Consider the following 17,829-nt stretch of genomic DNA (forward strand, 5'->3'; position numbering starts at 1 on the left):
AAGCGCTGCCAGCTATCGATATGAGAGGACAGCGCGATGCGCGCGGACGTATTTCTGGTGGAGGGCGGCTACGCGGCCACCCGGTCGCAGGCCCAGCGGTTGATTGCCGCCGGCGTGCAGTGGCGCCTGGCGCCCACGCTGCCGTGGCAGAAGGTGGCCAAGAACGGCGACGACATTCCCGCGGGGGTCGAGGTACAGCTGCTGGACGCTGCGGAGGCCAAGTACCTCTCGCGGGGCGGCCTCAAGCTTGAAGGTGCACTGGCGGCCACGGGCCTGCAAGTGGCTGGCCTGCGCTGCCTGGACGTGGGGCAGAGCACCGGCGGTTTCACCGACTGCCTGCTGGCACATGGCGCTGCCCAGGTGATTGGCGTGGACGTGGGCCACGGCCAGTTGCACGAGCGGCTGCGCGCCGACCCGCGGGTGGTCTGCGTGGAAGGCGTGAATGCCCGGGCCCTCACGCCCGAGGCGTTGCAGGACGCCTGCGACGTGGCGCTGTCCGAAGTCATCGAGGACGCGGAAGACAACGACACCCAGCCCCAGGCCCCCTACGCCTGGATGCGCAACGGCGGCATGGTGGACGATGAGTACGACGACAGCGACGACGCCAAGGAGCATGAGATCGAGAGCTTCAAGGCCGAGCGCGCCGCCAAGGCCAAGGCGCGCGCCGAGGGCTCATTGCCCGTGCAGCGCCGCCGCCGTCCCGGGTGCGAGGACGTGGACATCACGCCAGCGTTCGATCTCGTCACCGGCGACCTGTCCTTCATCTCGCTCACGCTGGTGCTGCCTGCGCTGGTGCCGCTGTTGAAAGAGCGGGGCCAGCTGTTGATGCTGGTCAAGCCGCAGTTTGAGTTGCAACCCGGCCAAGTGGGCAAGGGCGGCATCGTGCGCGATGCGCAGCTGTATCCGCAGGTGGAGCAGCGCATCCGTGACTGCTGCACGGAGCTGGGGCTGCACGTGGTGGCCTGGATCGATAGCCCCATCGAGGGGGGCGACGGCAACCGCGAGTTCTTCATCCATGCAAGGAGGAAGGCATGAGCCTTTCCACGGCCTTTCCGGTCAGCTTTGAATTCTTCCCGCCCAAGACGCCCGAGGGCGCCGACAAACTGCGCGCCGTGCGACAGCAGCTGTATGCGCGCCGGCCCGAGTTCTGCTCCGTCACCTACGGCGCGGGGGGCTCCACGCAGGCGGGCACCTTCGGCACGGTGCGCGAGATCCTCGCCGAGGGCGTGAGTGCGGCCTCGCACTTCTCGTGCATCGGCGCCACCAAGGACGGCGTGCGCGCGCAGCTCGCCGAGCTGAAAGCCATGGGCGTGAAGCGCCTGGTTGCGCTGCGCGGCGACCTGCCCAGTGGCTACGGTATCGGGGGCGAGTTCCATTACGCGAGCGATCTGGTGGCGTTCATCCGCGCGGAGACGGGGCGCGACTTCCACATCGAGGTGGCGGCCTACCCCGAGGTCCATCCCCAGGCACGTTCGTCTGATGCCGACCTGCAGGCCTTTGCCACCAAGGTGCGCGCGGGCGCCGACTCGGCCATCACACAGTACTTCTTCAATGCCGACGCCTACCTGCGCTTCGTGCAGGACGTGCGCCGCCTGGGGCTGGACGTGCCCGTGGTGCCGGGCATCATGCCGATCATGGGCGCGTCGCAGCTGCTGCGCTTTTCGGACGCCTGTGGCGCCGAGATCCCGCGCTGGATCCGCCTGCGCCTGCAGGGCTATGGTGACGATGTGGCGAGCATTCGCGCCTTCGGCCTGGATGTCGTCACGCACCTGTGCGAGCAACTGCGCCGCGAGGGCGTGCCGGGCCTGCACTTCTACACCATGAACCAGAGCGCGGCCACGTTGGAAATCTGCGACCGCCTGGGGCTCTGAAGCGGCGGGGATGGGTAATATCGGCAGCTTTTTCCCGTCCTCTTCCTCCTATCCCCTGCGCGTTTGCGGTATGAGTCCCGTCATTGCCTTCCTGCTGTTCACCACGCTGTCGCTTGCGATGGCATCGCCCGCGTCGGCCCAGACGCGCTATTCCTGCCGCGACGAGCAGGGCGCCGTCTACACCCTGGCGCGCCCGTGCCCCAAGGGCATGGTGACCACCGCCGTCTCGGCGGGGCCGGTGGAGCCGCGTGCAGAGCCCCGCAGCTATGCGCCCGCTCCGTCCCGGCGCAGCAGTGTGATGCGCGAGGTGCCGGAATACGAGAGCTACATGAGCGGGCGCTGCCGCACGCTGCAAAACAGCATCCGCGGGGCATCGGCCAACGGCTCCAGCTACGACGTCATCGCGGGCATGCAGCGCGAATACCGGCGCGACTGCAGCGACGAGGAGAGCGATGCCGCCTCGCGCTACTACCGCGAGCGCCGCGAGGCACGCAGCCAGCGCCGCACAGAGCGCGAGCGCGAGGAACAAGCCCAACTGGCGCAGGAGGAGCAGGAAAGCCGCAAGGCGCTGCAATGCGCGGAGTCCAAGCGCATCCTGGCCGTCAAGAGGGCGCGCACCGACCTGACACCGGGTGAACGCAATGATCTGCGCCGTTTTGAGACCAACGTCATCACCCGCTGCGGCGACTTCTGACCCTTTGCACCCCGGCCGCATGGGACGGTGGTTGGCCGGCGTGCTGTTGGCGGCCGTGCTGGCGGGTTGCGCAGCGCCACCCGCCGATGCGCCCCCTGTAGTAGCACCTGGCCCGTCGCAGGCGTTGCCGGGACCGGCGGGCGCGCAGGCGGACAGCCCACCCGACTCCGGCGTATCGGCCCCGCCGCGGGCTCGCAAGGAGGGCAGGGTGCGCTCGGCACCGTCTTCTCCGCGTGAAGCCGATACCGCCATCGAGCGCGGCCGCGAAGACGAGGAAGAAAGCGGCGTGCTGCTCGGGCGCGGGCTGGCCTCCTGGTACGGCGGCAGCCTGCATGGCCGGCGCACGGCCAGCGGCGAGCGTTTTGACCGTGGGGAACTCACCGCCGCACACCGCACGTTGCCTTTCGGGGCGCGGGTATGCGTGCGCAGCCTGGTCAACGGCAAGGTGGTGGTGGTGCGCGTCAATGATCGCGGACCGTTCGCGCCAGGCCGGGTCATCGACCTGAGCCAGGCCGCGGCGCAGGAACTGGGCATGGTGGGCCTGGGTATCAAGCCCGTGGAGATCTGGCACATGGGGCCGGACGACGACAGCTGCCCCGAAGATCTACCGGAGCTGGACCCGTCGTCCACGCCCGCAGCCTCGCCGGCCGCTGCTCCAGCGGGCGCCGCGCAAGCGCGCACAAATCAGGGCGCTGCGCGCACTACTCCCCGCAAGAGCCAGGCCCGGCGGCGCTAAACCACGGCATCCCAGAGATCGTGCGGGCGCCGCTGCCCCCGGGGGCTTAACCCACCTCCAGCGTGTGGGACGCGTTGCGGTCCTGGGCCAGCAATTGCGCCATCTGCGGCAACGCCTCGCGCAGCACGCCCTGCAGCGTGAAGGGAGGGTTGACCACGAACATGCCGCTGGCCGGCAGGCCGGGCCGGCGCGCGCCTTCGCCGGCCGCAGGGGAGGCCAGTTTGCTGGATTTCACGGTCAGCGTCGCATGCAGCCAGGGCTTGCCCGCCTTCTGGGCCAGCGTCTTGAGCCGGCGCGGCAGATCGTGCGCCTCCGCCCGCGGAATGATGGGGTACCAGACGGCATACACCCCAGTCGCAAAGCGCTTCAGCGCATCTTGCAGCAGCGCCTGCACGCGCAGGTAGTCGCTCTTGATTTCATAGCTGGGATCGCACAGTACAAGCGCGCGGCGGGCCGGTGGGGGGATGAACTTCTTGACGCCCTCAAAACCGTCCTCCTGCAGCACGGCCACCTGCCTGCCTGCTTCAAGCTGGGCTATGTTGCCTGCGAGGGAGCGGGCGTCGGTGGGGTGCAGCTCGAACAGTTTGAGCTTGTCCTGGGCGCGCAAGAGGCGCTGCGTGATGAAGGGCGAGCCGGGGTAGACGCGGGTGGCATCGCCCTGGTTGAAGGCGCGCACCATGTCCACGTAGTCCTGCAGCGCGGGTGCCAGGGCGGGAGGAGCCGCTGGCGGCACAAGGCGCAAGATGCCGCCCGCGGATTCGGCGCTGGTGGAGGCATAGTCTCCGTCCAGCCGGTACAGGCCCGCGCCAGCGTGGGTGTCCAGGACGGTCAGGGCCGCGTCTTTCTGTAGAAGGTGTTGCAAGGTGGCAATGAGCACCGTGTGCTTGAGCACATCGGCGTGGTTGCCTGCGTGGAAGGCGTGGCGGTAACTGAACATGCACTCAATGGTAACCAGCGCCATCGCGGGCACAATGCGGGTCCGCCTGGTACGGGAAGTGATGTTTTTGGCAGACAGGATGCGCTTTGTTGCGCGTCGGCCTGGCTGCCTGGCGCATCATGGCGTCCGCTGCGGCGTGCCGCGGCGCTTCCTCCGCTTCCTCGTTAGACTTCGCTGCCCTCGCTGATCCGCATCCCTTGTCCGCAACGCCCTCCATGTCTTCGCTCCCCCCCCGCTTCACGCCCGCCAGCGTCGCGCACCACGTCGACGCCCTCCCGGCGGGCACCCGGTTGGGAGAGTTCGAGATCGTGGCGCTGCTGGGCGTGGGTGGCTTCGGCATGGTGTACCAGGCGTTCGACCATTCCCTGCTGCGTTTCGTCGCGATCAAGGAATACATGCCCGCCGCCTTGGCGGGGCGCGCGGACGGGCATTCGCTCTGGGTGCGTTCCTCGTCGGACGAGCAGTCCTTCCAGGCAGGCCTGGCCTCGTTCGTGGACGAGGCGCGCCTGCTGGCGCAGTTCGACCATCCCTCGCTGGTGAAGGTCTTCCGGTTCTGGGAAGCCAATCACACGGCCTACATGGTCATGCCCCTGTACAGCGGCTTGACCCTCAAGCAGGCGCGCGCGCACATGCGCACGCCGCCCCCCGAGGAATGGCTGCGCAAGGTGTTGTGGTCCGTCACCAGCGCGTTGCGGGTGCTGCACGAAGGACAGACGCTGCACCGCGACATCTCGCCGGACAACATCTTCCTGCAGGACCATGGCCCACCAGTGCTGCTGGACCTCGGCGCCGCGCGGCATGCGATCAGCGACCGGGACCAGAAGCACACGGCCGTGCTCAAAGTCAACTACGCGCCCATAGAGCAGTACACGGACGCGGCATCGCACCTGCACCAAGGGCCGTGGAGCGACCTGTATTCGCTGGGCGCCGTCGTGCATGGCTGCCTGTGCAACGACACGCCGCTGCCCGCTACTCTGCGTGCCATACGTGACCGCATGGTGTCGTTCTCCCGCGTAGCACGCACGGTGCGCAAGCAGTTCGGCGTGGAATACTCGCGTCCGTTCGTCGATGCGGTGTCGCAATGCCTGGCGCTGCAGCCGCAAGACCGTCCGCAATCGATCGACGCGTTCCTGCAGACGATGGGCATGACGGCGGCGCCCGCGGGACTGGACGGGTTCGACTTCCGTGCCGAACTGGGCTCCATCTGGGTAGAGCCCTCGAGCAAGGATGCGCAGGGCGTGGCAATCCCGATGATCGACCTCACGGCGATGTCGCAGCCGCAGGATTCCCGGCCGCAGGCCGCCACCGTTGTGGCGGCGCCGGCTAGCGCGCCGGCAGACCTCATGGTGTCACCCGTGGAGCCTGCGACCGTGTTTGCGGAAACCGTTGCCGATGCGGGCGACACGCAGGCCTTCGCAGATACGCGCGAGATGCCGCAACATGACGCGCCGACCGGTTCACGCCACCCGACGCACGCGCGCACACCCCGCCCCCAGAAGGCTGCACGCCATGCATCAGCCCCCCGTGTTGCCACAGCAGGCCATGGCGGACGGGCGCGGCTGGTGTGGGGTATGGCTGCCTCTCTGGCGCTGCTGGTCATCGCCAGCAGTCCGTGGTGGGGAGGCCGGGAGAGCTCGCCGCGGTATACACCCGAAAACGAGATCATCACGGAACTTGCGTCACCAGCGCCAGCACCGGAGCCGGCAGAGGTGGTGATGGTGTCGCATGAGGCGGCGGACCCCGCGTCGGCGGCAATGGCAGTGCAGCAAGAGGCTGCGTCGGTGGCTGAGGCCCGGCCTGCGGCCGTTTCCAAACCCCGGCTTGTGCGCAAGGCTGCCGAGGCGACCGCGCCTGCCCCATTGCCCGCCCCTGTGGTTCCGGCTCCCGAGCCAGCGCCGCCTCCCCCTGCGCCGTCACGCCCTGCGGTGCCCGCAAGGGTGCCCGGGCCTGACGAGGCCTGCGAGGCATCCAGTTTCTTTGCACGCCCCTTGTGCATTCACGAGCAATGCCAGAAGCCGGGGCTGGCCAACCATCCCGTTTGCGTGGAAAACCGCCGCCGGCAGGAAGCCGAGGAGCGCAGGCGACAGCTTTACTCGCAGTAGGGCACTGCGCAGCGGTCGATTTTGTATAATGGCCGGCTTCGCAGCGATTTTTAGGTCCCGCGGCGAAGCGCGACATCCCACCTAAGAGGCTTTCATCAGAAAAGCACCGACCGTGGAAAAGGACCGCCAAACCACCTCTAGAAAAGAGAAACTCATGTCCACATTCAGCGCAAAGCCCGCTGAGGTCGTGCACGAGTGGTTTGTGATTGACGCCACCGACAAGGTGCTCGGCCGGGTAGCCAGCGAAGTTGCCCTCCGTCTGCGCGGCAAACACAAAGCCATTTACACGCCTCACGTTGATACCGGCGACTACATCGTCATCATCAACGCCTCCAAGCTCAAGGTCACCGGCACCAAGTCCCTGGACAAGGTGTACTACCGCCACTCGGGTTATCCCGGCGGTATCACGGCCACGAACTTCCGCGATCTGCAAGCCAAGCACCCCGGCCGCGCGCTGGAAAAGGCCGTCAAGGGCATGCTGCCCAAGGGCCCGCTCGGCTACGCCATGATCAAGAAGCTCAAGGTGTACGGCGGCGCGGAACATCCGCACACCGCTCAGCAGCCTAAAGCGCTGGAAATCTAAGGAGCCTTGAATGATTGGTGAATGGAACAATGGCACCGGCCGTCGCAAGTCCAGCGTCGCCCGCGTGTTTCTGAAGAAGGGTTCCGGCAAGATCACTGTGAATGGCAAAGACATTCAGCAGTACTTCGGCCGCGAAACCTCGATCATGATTGCCAAGCAACCCCTGGCGTTGACCAACCATGTCGAAACCTTCGACATCCAGATCAACGTGCACGGCGGTGGTGAATCCGGCCAGGCTGGCGCTGCCCGCCACGGCATCACCCGCGCTCTGATCGACTACGACGCGACGCTGAAGCCCGCACTGAGCCAAGCCGGCTTCGTGACGCGTGATGCCCGTGAAGTTGAACGTAAGAAGGTCGGTCTGCACTCCGCACGCCGCGCCAAGCAGTTCTCGAAGCGCTAAGCCTCGGCCACTGCCTTGCGTTATGCTGCAGCGCCCCTCGGCGTGCTGCAGACTGCAGAAACCGCCCTTCGGGGCGGTTTTTTGTTTTTTGGCGTTGCCGCGGGCGGCGGCGACCATCCCACTGAAAGAAACGTGCACTGCCCATGCGTTACCGACTGCTGCGCCGCCGCCTCACGATCTCCGCTCCGCGCGTCACCGTGCGCAGCGCGCTTCCGTGGCCGCTGCGCTGGGCGGCCGTGGCCATCGTCCTGGGCCTGTGCGCGGCCATGACGCTGTGGGCCTTCGACCTGGGCAAACGGATCGCCGGGCTGGACGCGGGCAGCCGGGAGGAATTGCAGCGCCTTCGTGCAGAGGTGTCGCAGTTGCGCGAGCACAACCGTCTCCAGCACGAAAAGCAGGAAGCCGCGGGCAGCCTGCGCATAGCCGAGCAGGCGGCCATGGATCGTCTGCTGGAGCAACTGCGGCAACTCGAAGCCGACAACCGTAGCCTGCGGGAGGACCTGGGCTTCTTCGAGAAGCTGACCCCCACCGGCAAGCCTGGCAACCTGACCATCCGCGGGCTGCATGCTGAGACCTTGGAGGGAGGTGGGCAGTTGCGCTGGCAGGTGCTGGCCATGCAGCCCATGCGCAATGCGCCGGAATTCAAGGGCCGGCTGGAACTGCTGCTGGCGGGCACGCTGAACGGGGCGGAGTGGTCCTCCACGTCTCCAGCGGTCATCCAGCCGCTTCAGTTCCGGCAGTACCGGCGGGTTCAGGGCGTGGCGGCCCTGCCGCCGGGCGCCATGGTAAAAACCGTGACCGCGCGCTTGATGGATGGAACCTCGTTGCGCGCGGCCCAGACTTTTTCACTAGAGCCATAGGGCCCGGCTGCGGACCCGCATGGCAATGACTACTACACCCCGAGGGAATACCACATGTTTTCGCGCAAGAAGCCACCCCCGATCAAGAGCCTGATTGCGCAAGGAACGCGCGTGCAGGGCGATGTGCTGTTCGCTGACGGATTGCGGGTGGATGGCGAAGTGATCGGCGACCTGCGGTCTTCGGCTGAACCCAGCATTGTGGTGGTGTCCGAATCGGCAAAGGTGGAAGGTGCGGTGCATGCCGCCCATGTCATCGTCAACGGAACGGTGGAGGGGCCCGTACATGCCACGGAGCTGCTGGAGGTACAACCCAAGGCGCGGATCACCGGTAACGTGCATTACAAGGCCCTTGAAATGCACCAGGGCGCGGTGATTGCCGGGCAGCTCTGCCCGGCCGCGCCGCTGCTGCTGGAAGAAAAGCCCACACTGAAACTGGCGTCAAACGCACAGTGAACGGAGCGCTGGGGGGCTATGCCTTACCATCGAAACAAAGACTGACCCAAGGAGCCCTTCATGAGCGCCGTTGCCGAGAACACCACGACCGAGATGCCCGCCCCCATCCTTTTCACCGACAGCGCCGCCGCCAAGGTGGCCGAGTTGATTGCCGAAGAAGGCAATCCTGACCTCAAGCTGCGGGTCTTCGTGCAGGGCGGGGGATGCTCGGGCTTCCAGTATGGTTTCACATTTGATGAAATCACGAACGAAGACGACACCACCATGACCAAGAACGGTGTGTCACTGCTCATCGATGCCATGAGCTACCAATACCTGGTAGGTGCAGAGATCGACTACAAGGAAGACCTGCAGGGTGCGCAGTTCGTCATCAAGAACCCGAATGCCGCTTCGACATGCGGCTGCGGCTCCAGCTTCTCCGTGGAAGACCACTGACGCACAGCCCATGAGAATCCGCCGCCTACGGGCGGCTTTTTTATGGCTGCGTGGTAGGTTGCTCAGGCGGGGTAGATGGCGCCGAGGATGCGCTCCCCGCGGGCGCCCGTGACCGCGGGCAAGCTGGCTGTCTGGCCGCTGACGCATTGATGCGCCAGCCACGCGAAGGCAGCCGCTTCGACCTGCAGGGGAGGCAGCCCGTGGTGATCCGAGCTTTCGACGCGAACCGTCGGCGCCAATTGCTGTAGGCGCTCCATCAGATAGCGGTTCAGTGCCCCGCCGCCGCAGACGATCAACAGCCCGCAGTCCCGTGCGTGCCGTGACAGCGCCTGGACGCACGTAAGGGCCGTGTATTCGGCAAGGGTGGCCTGGACATCCTGGGGCGCGGCGCCCACAGCGCTGGCCGCAAGACGTGTGGCCAGCCATTGCGGATGGAACAGGTCACGCCCCGTGCTCTTGGGGGGCGCAAGGGCGAGGAATGGCTCGTCCAGCATCGCCTCCAGCAGGGCGGGCAGGACATGGCCGCTGCGTGCCCAGGCGCCTTCGTGGTCGTAGGGCTGCCCCGTTTGCCGCTCGCACCAGTGATCCATAAGGGCGTTGGCCGGGCCGCAGTCAAACCCCACGGTGGTCCCGTCGGCCCGCAGGATACTCAGGTTGGAAATGCCCCCCAGGTTCAGCACCGCCACGGTGCGTCCGGCTTGGCCGAACACGCCGCGGTGGAAGGCGGGCACCAGCGGCGCGCCCTGGCCGCCCGCCGCCACGTCCCGGCTGCGGAAGTCGGCCACGACGGTGATGCCGGTGATTTCAGCGAGCAAGGCGGGCTGGTTGAGTTGCAGCGTGTAGCCCGTGCCATCGAACGCCTGCGGCCGGTGGCGCACCGTCTGCCCATGCGCGCCCAGGGCCTGCACTGCGGCCGCCGTGAGGCCCGCTTGGTCCAGCAGACGGTGGACTACCTTCGCATAGGTACGCGCCAGCGCATTCGCGGCGAGCGCCGCGCGGTGCAGTTCGTCGTGGCCGGTGGTGTTGAGAGCGAGGAGTTCTGCTCTTAAATCAGGAGCTAGTGGCGCTGATGCATGCTGGGCTACAGCGCATTTTTGGCCTGAAAAATTCGCGAGCACACCATCCACGCCGTCCAGCGACGTGCCCGACATCAGCCCGATGAACCACCGTGGCGGCGTATCCATGGGCGAAGGGCGTTACTCGGCGCTGGCTTGCAGAATCTGTGCGGCGGAGGACAGCTGCACGCGCATGTTGCCGGCCAGGCGGTCGAATGCCGGACGTGCGGCGGCCGAGACCGGCTGGGCTGCCTCGCTCTGGCGCGCAATAACCATCGGGTCCTTGTGCTCGCCCGCGACGCGGAATTCGAAGTGCAGGTGCGGCCCCGTGGCCCAGCCGGTGGAGCCCACGGCGCCAATCTTCTGGCCCTGCTCTACGCTTTCGCCCTTGCGCACGTCGATGCGGCTCAGGTGCGCGTAGACGGTGACGTGCTGGTTGCGGTGCTTGATGTACACCACGTTGCCGTAGCCGTTCTGCACGCCGGCGAAATCCACCACGCCGTCGCCTACCGTGCGTACGGAAGTACCGGTCGGTGCCGCGAAATCGGTACCCAGGTGCGCGCGCCAGGTCTTGTGGATGGGGTGGAACCGCATCGCAAAGCCGCTGGAGACGCGGGAGAACTCGACCGGCGACGACAGGTAGGCGCGGCGCATGCTCTCGCCGTCCAGCGTGTAGTACGAGCCCTTGGTGGCTCCCGGCTCCTGGAACCAGACGGCGCTGTGGGTCTTGTCGCCATTGTGGAACTCGGCGCTCAGCACGCGGCCGCTGCGCAGGGGCTCGCCATCTGCCTCCAGGGTTTCATACACCACCGAGAAGCGGTCTTCCTTGCGCAGGGCGCGGCGGAAGTCGATGTCACCGGAGAACACCTCTGCCAGCTGCACGGCGACGGCGTCGGGAATGTTGGCGGCATCCGTTGCCGCAAACAGCGAGCTGCGGATGACGCCGCCCGCCAGGCGGCTGCCCACCGTCAGCGGCGCCGTCTCGATGCGCGAGGCGAAGCTGCCGTCCTGCTGGCGCTCGACCACCAGGCGCTTGAAGCTCCCGCTGTCGTCGGGGGCCCAGCGCGCCGTCAGGCGGGTGAGGCGGTGGTCGTCGGTGGTCTCGGCGGACATCGAGCGGCCGGTGCGTCCCAGCAGGTTCTGCCGCACGTTGGCGTCACTGCGCAGGAAGGCCGAAGCCGCGGGGTCTGCCACGCCCAGACGCTGCAGGATGCTCTCGGCGGTATCGGCGCTGCGGGTGACGTCGGAGCGGTACAGCGCGTACTGCGGGATGTCCACCAGCGACGATAGCGGTTCGTCTGCCGCCAGCGACTGCACAGCCTGGGTGACGGTGCGCACGGGCAGGTCGGCCGGGTCGGGAGCGAACGAAGCCACTGCGAAGGCACCGCCGCCGCCGGTGAGCAGCAGGGTGGCCACGGCGGCAGTGATGCGTTTTGGATGTTTCTGAACGGACTGCTTCAGTTGGTTGAGCAATACCAGGCAGGCGGTCGTCAAGCCGTTGTTCAAGAGTCTTACCCCAGGCGTCTGTGTGCTTCCAGGCCCCGGGCCAGGGGTCTTAAAGGGCGGGAGGCACTGTCAATGTCGTAGTGCTGTGGAAGGGAGCGAACGCCGGGCGTACGGGTGGCCCACTAGAATCCACGGCTGGAAAGTGCCCGGAAGTATAGTCGTTGGGGCCCTGGCGGCACCCCAAAAAACCCTTATGAATCAATCTGCTGTTACAACATTCCCGGTGACCGATGGTGTAGGACGGGCGCTTGAAGTCTCCCTGCGCGGGGTCGACGAGCTTCTGCCCCAAGAAGAATGGACCCAGAAACTGGCGCGTTCGGAGGCCACGGGCCAGCCGCTGCGCATCAAGCTCGGGCTGGACCCCACGGCGCCGGACATCCACCTGGGCCATACGGTGGTGCTCAACAAGATGCGCCAATTGCAGGACCTGGGCCACCAGGTCATCTTCCTGATCGGCGACTTCACCACGCTGATCGGCGACCCATCGGGCCGCAACAGCACGCGCCCGCCCCTGACGGCCGAGCAGATCAAGGTCAACGCCGAAACCTACTACACCCAAGCGGCCAAGGTGCTGGACCCTGCACGCACCGAGATCCGCTACAACAGCGAGTGGTGCGACCAGTTGGGCGCGCGCGGCATGATTCAGCTGTCGGCCAAGTACACCGTGGCACGCATGATGGAGCGCAACGATTTCCACCAGCGCTTCACCGACGGCAGCTCTATCAGCCTGCACGAGTTCCTCTACCCACTGCTACAGGGCTATGACTCGGTAGCGCTCAGGAGCGACCTGGAGCTGGGCGGCACCGACCAGAAGTTCAACCTGCTCATGGGACGCCATCTGCAGCAAGAATGGGGGCAGGAGCCGCAGTGTGTGCTCACCATGCCGCTGCTGGTGGGGCTGGATGGCGTGGACAAGATGTCCAAGTCCAAGAACAACTACATCGGCATCACGGAGGACGCCAACTCCATGTTCGCCAAGGTGCTCTCCATCTCGGACACCCTGATGTGGGACTGGTACACGCTGCTGTCGTTCAAGAGCCTGGACGAAATCGCCGCGCTCAAGGCCGAGGTGGCGGCAGGCCGCAATCCCAAGGATGCCAAGGTGATGCTGGCCAAGGAGATCACCGCGCGCTTTCACAGCGCCGCGCTGGCCGACGCGGCCGAGCAGGATTTCGTCAACCGCAGCAAGGGCGGCATCCCCGACGACATTCCCGAAGTCCGCCTGGCGGGCGCGCCCCTGGGCATCGGTGCGCTGCTCAAGCAGGCCAACCTTGCGCCCTCGACCAGCGAGGCCAACCGCCTCATCGACGGCGGCGGCGTGCGCGTGGACGGCGGCGTGGTCAGCGACAAGGGCCTGAAGCTGGAAGCGGGCAGCTACGTGGTGCAGGTCGGCAAGCGCAAGTTCGCGCGCGTCACCCTGGCCTGACGCCCGGCGGGGCGCGACCGCGCTCCCGCTTTGCCAAGCCACTCCGCGCAGTGGCTTTTTTCATGCCCTTTCAGGCCAGGGCGGCTGTGCGTTGCGCCTGCAGCGCCTCGCGCATGAAAGGCAGGTAGGCGCGGTCCACCTTGCAGATGTGGTGCACCAGCCATTGCTTGAGGAATTCCAGCGCCTCCAGCGTGACCTCCTGCCCGCCGTCAAAGCGCGTCAGCAGATCCATGGCCTTGCGCGTGAAGCCGTCATGCTCGGCCTTATGGGCGGGAGTCTCGGCGTAGTCGTGCTGCTGGAACAGCACCTCCTCCACGATGAAGTGGTTGTGCGTGTAGTCCACCAGGCCTTCCAAAATTTCGCCCACGGCGCTGCGGCGCGGGCTCGCCGCGCTCAGTTCATCGTGCAGGGCGTTGGTCAGCGCGACCAGTTGACGGTGCTGGTCGTCGATTTCGGGCAGGCCAAGCTCCAGTTCCGCGGTCCAGGGCATGAAAGGCATACAGGGTCTTCTCTTTTGTCTATTCGTGTTGTCGGGGGCGGGGCATAGCCTGCCGACGGTCGCAGACCTTTGCGTGACAACCCATAGGGGAAGACCATGCCATCCGCATGGATTTACATGGGCCTTGATCTTCGTCAGACGAAGCGCCCGGCTGCGTGAGCGGTTTGCCACGCATTCCTGAGCAAAAAAAGCCAAGCGCGCCCGCCCATCGGGCGCTAACCGCTATAAATAGAGGAGCGACCGTGCCGCGCTCAGGAGATGTCGTCGTTCAGATCCGTGTCCGGCACTTCGCCGACGGCTTGGCGCGTGGCTTCGGCCTGCAGCAGCAGCCAGGCGCTGAACGCCTGGATTTCGGGGCGTTGGCCGCTGCGCGGGCCGACGACCAGCCAGTACACCAGCGGAGAGTCCAGCCGGTGGCCCGGCAGCACCTCCTGCAGGTCGCCCGAGGCGAGGCTTTCCGCGATCAGCGGCATGCGCGCCAGCGCCAGACCCTGTCCGGCCAGCGCGGCCTGCACGATCTGCTGCGCGTAGTTGAAGTACAGCCAGCGCTTGGGCTGCAGCCGCCCCAGGCCGTGCAGTTCGAACCAGCGCCGCCAGGTGATCCACTCGAAATAGGGCATGCGGTGCGCGTCGCCTGCCTCGATGAGCGTGAACTGCGCCACGTCGGCCGGCGTGCGGATGGGCGGCATGCTGTTGAGGAGCCAGGGGCTGGCCACCACCGCCAGTTGCTCGCCAAACAGCCGCTGCGCGCCCGCGGCCTGCGTGCCGGGCACGCTGGAGCGCAGGGCCAGGTCCACGTCGGCCGTCTCCAGGTCCACGATGGTGTCGGTTGCGTCGATGCGGATGTCGATGTCGGGGTTGTCGCGCTGGAATTCCTCCATGCGCGGGATCAGCCACATGGACGCAAAGCTGGCCCAGGTGGTGATGGCCACGCTCTTGCGCCCCGCCGTCTGGCGCACCAGGCGCACGGCCGCGTCCATGCGCTCCAGCGCGGGCGCCACGGCGCGCTGCAGCTGGCCGCCGGCGCTGGTGAGCTCCACGGCGCGTGTGTGGCGCAGAAACAGGGGCACGCCCACTTCGTCCTCCAGCGCCTGGATCTGGCGGCTCACCGCCGACTGGGTCAGGGCCAGTTCCTCGGCCGCGGCGCGGAAGTTCAAATGCCGCGCCACGGCCAGAAATGCGCGCCAATGGCCTACGGCCACGGGCCGGGTGCGCAGATGCGCGATGGGAGGAGCGCTGGCGGGCAAGAGGGGGGAGTTCATGGCAGATTGATGACCATTGGGAATCAAAATGCTAGCGCTTTTTCATCGATCGCGCAGCAGGCTGCTCAGGCAGCGGGAGCATCGCTGGCGGTTGCCGTCCCCCGGGGCATGGGGTGATACCGTGATTGATGCCGTTCCGTAATTGATGAGGCCTTCCGTTTTCATTGGACGGTGCCCGGGTCGCAGTCGCACACTGGCGTCACTTCAAAGGGTTTACCAGGAGATGACCGTGACCACCTCGCAAGTTCTGCATTCGCAAGCCTCCAGCGTTCCCGCCGGCGTTGCCGGACCGGAACTGTGCACCATTCCTCAGGGCGCGGCGCGCAGCCTGCACCCCCGCGCGCCGATGCAACTGCGCGTGGTCAGCGGCCTGGCCTGGGTGACCTTGAGCGACGGCCCCCATGGCTGGCGCGAGGATTCGGGGGACCTCATGCTGCACGCGGGCCAGAGCGTGTGCGTGGCCTCCGGCCAGCACGCCGTGGTCGAGCCGATGGGCCGCGAGCCGCTGCAGTTCCAGTGGCGCAGCGCCGCCGCGGTGCGCGCACCGTCACCGCAGCACGCCGCCCCCCGGGGCGATGTCTGCCGCGCCTGACCGTCCGGCTATCGCATCAAACTGGCTGCTAGCGCCCGAATGACGGGTGCTAGCAGCTATTTTTTTAGGAGCGATCAGAGGCGGTGGTGCAGCCGCGCCGCAGAGGGGCTGCGCATGGGCGGCGGGATAATGGCGGAGGGCTGCCGGCCTGGGCTGGCAGGACACGACGACCTTCCACTCTCCACACCTTCATGACAGCACTGGACATCATCATCATGGCCGCGGGCAAGGGCACGCGCATGAAAAGCCGCATTCCCAAGGTCTTGCAACGCCTGGCCGGCCGGCCCCTGCTGCACCATGTGCTGGGCCAGGCCGCCAGCCTGCAGGCGCGCCGCGTGGTGGTGGTAACGGGCCATGGCGCTACAGAAGTAGAAGCTGCTTGCGCAGGATTGGCGGGCGCTGGAGGCACTTTTGACTTGAAATTCGTGCGCCAGGAGCCGCAGTTGGGCACGGGCCACGCGGTGCAGCAGGCCACGCCCGCGCTTGCGGGCGATGGCACGGTGGTGGTGTTGTCGGGCGACGTGCCGTTGACCCAGGCCGCGACGCTGCGCGCGCTGGTCGAGGCCGGGGCGGGCGAGCGCCTTGCGCTGCTCACCGTGCGCCTGCCCGATCCCACAGGGTACGGCCGCATCGTGCGCGGCGAGGGCGGAACGGTGCAGCGCATCGTGGAGCACAAGGATGCAAACGATGCCGAGCGCGCCATCGACGAGGTCTACAGCGGCATCATGGCCGTGCCCGCGCAGCGCCTGGCGGGCTGGCTGGCGCGTCTGACCAACGACAACGCGCAGGGCGAGTACTACCTGACCGACATCGTGTCCATGGCTGTGGCGGACGGCGTGCCCGTGGCGGCCCACTGCATTGGCGATGCGCTGCAGGTGGCGGGCGTGAACAGCCCCGCGCAACTGGCCGAGCTGGAGCGCGCGCACCAGCGCGCCCAGGCCGCGGCACTCATGGAGCAGGGCATTCGCCTGGCCGACCCCGCGCGCTTTGACCTGCGCGACGATGCGCGCAGCGGCGCGCGCGGCGAAATCCTCTGTGCGCAGGATGTGGAGATCGACGTGGGCTGCATCTTCACCGGCCGCGTGGAACTGGGCGAGGGTGCGCGCATCGGCGCCTATTGCCACATCAGCAACGCCACCATCGCCGCGGGCGCTGTGGTCCACCCCTTTACCCACATCGATGGCGAGAAGACCGGCGCCCATGTGGGCGAAGGCGCACTGATTGGTCCCTTCGCGCGCCTGCGGCCCGGCGCGCAACTGGGGCGTGAGGTGCACATTGGCAACTTCGTGGAGGTGAAGAACAGCACGCTGGCCGACGGCGCCAAGGCCAACCACCTGGCCTACCTGGGCGACGCCAGCGTGGGCGAGCGCGTGAACTACGGCGCCGGCAGCATCACCGCCAATTACGACGGTGCCAACAAGCACCGCACGGTGATCGAGGCCGACGTGCACATCGGCAGCAACTGCGTGCTGGTGGCGCCCGTCACCATTGGGGCGGGCGGCACGGTGGGTGGCGGCTCCACCATCACCAAGGACACGCCACCCGGGGGGTTGAGCGTGGCGCGTGGCCGGCAGGTGAGCATCGCGAACTGGAAGCGCCCCGCCAAACAGGTCAAGGGTTGAGGCCATGACCGGCGAGGGCATTCCACCGGCGGACACGCTGGCGCAGCTGCGCAGCGAACTGGCCCAGGCGCGCCAGCAGATCAGCGATATGGCGGCGGCGCAGGAGGACTTTCTACGGGGTGTGTCGCACGACCTGCGCGCGCCGCTGCGCCACGTCACCTCTTATGGCGCGCTGGTGCGCGAGGTACTACAGGAGCAGCCGCCGCAGGTGGACGAGGCGCTGGGTTTCCTGGCCACGATGGAGCAGTCCGCGCGCCGCATGGCGCAGATGATCGACGGGCTGCAGGCCATCGCCCGCGCACGCAGCGCTGCGCTGCGGCCCCGGGCCGTTGCGCTGACCGCGGCTGTGCAGGAGGCTCGGCAGGCTTTGGGTGCGGCGGCCGAAGGCGCGGCATGGAACATTGCGCCGGATCTGCCCGTCGTGCAGGCCGATGCCGAGCTGCTGGCCCAGTTGCTGGTGCAACTGCTGGGCAATGCGGTGAAGTTCTCGCGCGGCGTGGCGCAGCCCCGTGTGCAGGTGCAGGCTGAGCCTGCGGCGCAGGGCGGTGTGCGCATCACCGTGCGGGACAACGGCGTGGGCTTTGATGGCACGCGCGCGCAGCAGCTCTTTGGCGTGTTCCAGCGCATGCACCGCGAAGCCGAATTCGAGGGCGTGGGCGCGGGTCTCGCGCTGTGCCAGGCGATCGCGCAGCGCCATGGCGCCCACATCCAGGCCACCGCGGCGCCCGGTGCGGGCTGCACGGTGGCGCTGGAGTGGCCGGCTGCGGCGCGGTAGCGGCCTGCGCTTGCCGCG

19 protein-coding genes are annotated in these 17,829 nt (G+C 67.2%); 14 read left to right on the forward strand and 5 right to left on the reverse strand.

Features of this window, described 5'->3' with window-relative positions; genetic code table 11:
- Positions 1-36 precede the first annotated feature (36 nt).
- From QY917_RS16835 to QY917_RS16850, 4 genes are all read left to right on the forward strand, one after another.
- Positions 37-1,035 carry a TlyA family RNA methyltransferase gene (locus QY917_RS16835; RefSeq protein ID WP_123674966.1) on the forward strand — a complete coding sequence of 333 codons (999 nt, stop codon included), beginning with the start codon at positions 37-39 and terminating at the stop codon, positions 1,033-1,035.
- The gene (gene metF / locus QY917_RS16840) at positions 1,032-1,871 is read left to right on the forward strand and encodes a methylenetetrahydrofolate reductase [NAD(P)H] (protein ID WP_012655616.1); all 840 of its coding nucleotides are present in this window, start codon (positions 1,032-1,034) and stop codon (positions 1,869-1,871) included. Before QY917_RS16835 ends, metF begins: the two co-directional genes overlap by 4 nt.
- 70 nt (positions 1,872-1,941) lie before the next feature.
- Complete coding sequence (locus tag QY917_RS16845; RefSeq protein WP_302078043.1) at positions 1,942-2,565, forward strand: DUF4124 domain-containing protein; 624 nt, start codon at positions 1,942-1,944, stop codon at positions 2,563-2,565.
- A 19-nt stretch (positions 2,566-2,584) separates the two neighbouring features.
- Entirely contained in the window at positions 2,585-3,301 is a 717-nt protein-coding gene (locus QY917_RS16850) for a septal ring lytic transglycosylase RlpA family protein (protein WP_302078045.1), read from the forward strand.
- A gap of 46 nt (positions 3,302-3,347) precedes the next feature.
- On the opposite strand, the gene QY917_RS16855 is transcribed toward QY917_RS16850, so the two are convergent.
- Positions 3,348-4,238, reverse strand: a complete 891-nt coding sequence (locus QY917_RS16855) for a 23S rRNA (adenine(2030)-N(6))-methyltransferase RlmJ (RefSeq protein WP_123675245.1) — start codon at positions 4,236-4,238, stop codon at positions 3,348-3,350.
- Between the two features lie 215 nt (positions 4,239-4,453).
- Here QY917_RS16855 and QY917_RS16860 point away from each other — a divergent pair, with 215 nt between their 5' ends.
- From QY917_RS16860 to erpA, 6 genes are all read left to right on the forward strand, one after another.
- The gene (locus tag QY917_RS16860) at positions 4,454-6,340 is read left to right on the forward strand and encodes a serine/threonine-protein kinase (protein ID WP_123674968.1); all 1,887 of its coding nucleotides are present in this window, start codon (positions 4,454-4,456) and stop codon (positions 6,338-6,340) included.
- Positions 6,341-6,494: 154 nt separating this feature from the next.
- Positions 6,495-6,923, forward strand: coding sequence for a 50S ribosomal protein L13 (gene rplM, locus QY917_RS16865; RefSeq protein WP_011804079.1), 429 nt, complete (start codon positions 6,495-6,497; stop codon positions 6,921-6,923).
- A 10-nt stretch (positions 6,924-6,933) separates the two neighbouring features.
- On the forward strand, positions 6,934-7,326 hold the full coding sequence (gene rpsI / locus QY917_RS16870) for a 30S ribosomal protein S9 (protein ID WP_011804080.1): 393 nt from the start codon (positions 6,934-6,936) through the stop codon (positions 7,324-7,326).
- A 143-nt stretch (positions 7,327-7,469) separates the two neighbouring features.
- Positions 7,470-8,186 (forward strand): DUF6776 family protein, encoded by a 717-nt coding sequence (locus QY917_RS16875; RefSeq protein ID WP_012655620.1) that lies wholly within the window; start codon positions 7,470-7,472, stop codon positions 8,184-8,186.
- Positions 8,187-8,240: 54 nt separating this feature from the next.
- A complete protein-coding gene (locus QY917_RS16880; protein ID WP_011804081.1) occupies positions 8,241-8,639 on the forward strand; it encodes a polymer-forming cytoskeletal protein in 399 nt (132 codons plus the stop codon).
- A 60-nt stretch (positions 8,640-8,699) separates the two neighbouring features.
- Complete coding sequence (gene erpA / locus QY917_RS16885; RefSeq protein WP_011804082.1) at positions 8,700-9,074, forward strand: iron-sulfur cluster insertion protein ErpA; 375 nt, start codon at positions 8,700-8,702, stop codon at positions 9,072-9,074.
- Positions 9,075-9,136: 62 nt separating this feature from the next.
- Here the strand turns inward: erpA and QY917_RS16890 are convergent, their stop codons facing one another.
- Together QY917_RS16890 and QY917_RS16895 are read right to left on the reverse strand one after the other, a co-directional pair.
- Complete coding sequence (locus QY917_RS16890) at positions 9,137-10,258, reverse strand: anhydro-N-acetylmuramic acid kinase (RefSeq protein ID WP_123674969.1); 1,122 nt, start codon at positions 10,256-10,258, stop codon at positions 9,137-9,139.
- Between the two features lie 12 nt (positions 10,259-10,270).
- On the reverse strand, positions 10,271-11,635 hold the full coding sequence (locus tag QY917_RS16895) for a M23 family metallopeptidase (protein ID WP_123674970.1): 1,365 nt from the start codon (positions 11,633-11,635) through the stop codon (positions 10,271-10,273).
- A gap of 193 nt (positions 11,636-11,828) precedes the next feature.
- On the opposite strand from QY917_RS16895, the gene tyrS reads away from it, so the two are divergent.
- Positions 11,829-13,061, forward strand: a complete 1,233-nt coding sequence (gene tyrS, locus QY917_RS16900; protein WP_123674971.1) for a tyrosine--tRNA ligase — start codon at positions 11,829-11,831, stop codon at positions 13,059-13,061.
- Between the two features lie 70 nt (positions 13,062-13,131).
- Here tyrS and QY917_RS16905 read toward each other — a convergent pair whose 3' ends face one another.
- Positions 13,132-13,560: a bacteriohemerythrin gene (locus QY917_RS16905; RefSeq protein ID WP_012655624.1), complete on the reverse strand. Its 429-nt coding sequence runs from the start codon at positions 13,558-13,560 to the stop codon at positions 13,132-13,134.
- Between the two features lie 251 nt (positions 13,561-13,811).
- A complete protein-coding gene (locus QY917_RS16910) occupies positions 13,812-14,822 on the reverse strand; it encodes a LysR substrate-binding domain-containing protein (protein ID WP_011804087.1) in 1,011 nt (336 codons plus the stop codon).
- A 223-nt stretch (positions 14,823-15,045) separates the two neighbouring features.
- Between QY917_RS16910 and QY917_RS16915 the strand changes: the two genes are divergently transcribed.
- From QY917_RS16915 to QY917_RS16925, 3 genes are all read left to right on the forward strand, one after another.
- On the forward strand, positions 15,046-15,414 hold the full coding sequence (locus tag QY917_RS16915; protein ID WP_238526565.1) for a DUF2917 domain-containing protein: 369 nt from the start codon (positions 15,046-15,048) through the stop codon (positions 15,412-15,414).
- Between the two features lie 191 nt (positions 15,415-15,605).
- Entirely contained in the window at positions 15,606-17,036 is a 1,431-nt protein-coding gene (glmU, locus tag QY917_RS16920) for a bifunctional UDP-N-acetylglucosamine diphosphorylase/glucosamine-1-phosphate N-acetyltransferase GlmU (RefSeq protein ID WP_123674973.1), read from the forward strand.
- 4 nt (positions 17,037-17,040) lie between these two features.
- Complete coding sequence (locus tag QY917_RS16925; RefSeq protein ID WP_123674974.1) at positions 17,041-17,811, forward strand: ATP-binding protein; 771 nt, start codon at positions 17,041-17,043, stop codon at positions 17,809-17,811.
- The last annotated feature ends 18 nt before the right edge of the window (positions 17,812-17,829 follow it).

Source organism: Diaphorobacter sp. C33, assembly GCF_030503915.1.
GTDB lineage: Bacteria > Pseudomonadota > Gammaproteobacteria > Burkholderiales > Burkholderiaceae_C > Diaphorobacter > Diaphorobacter nitroreducens.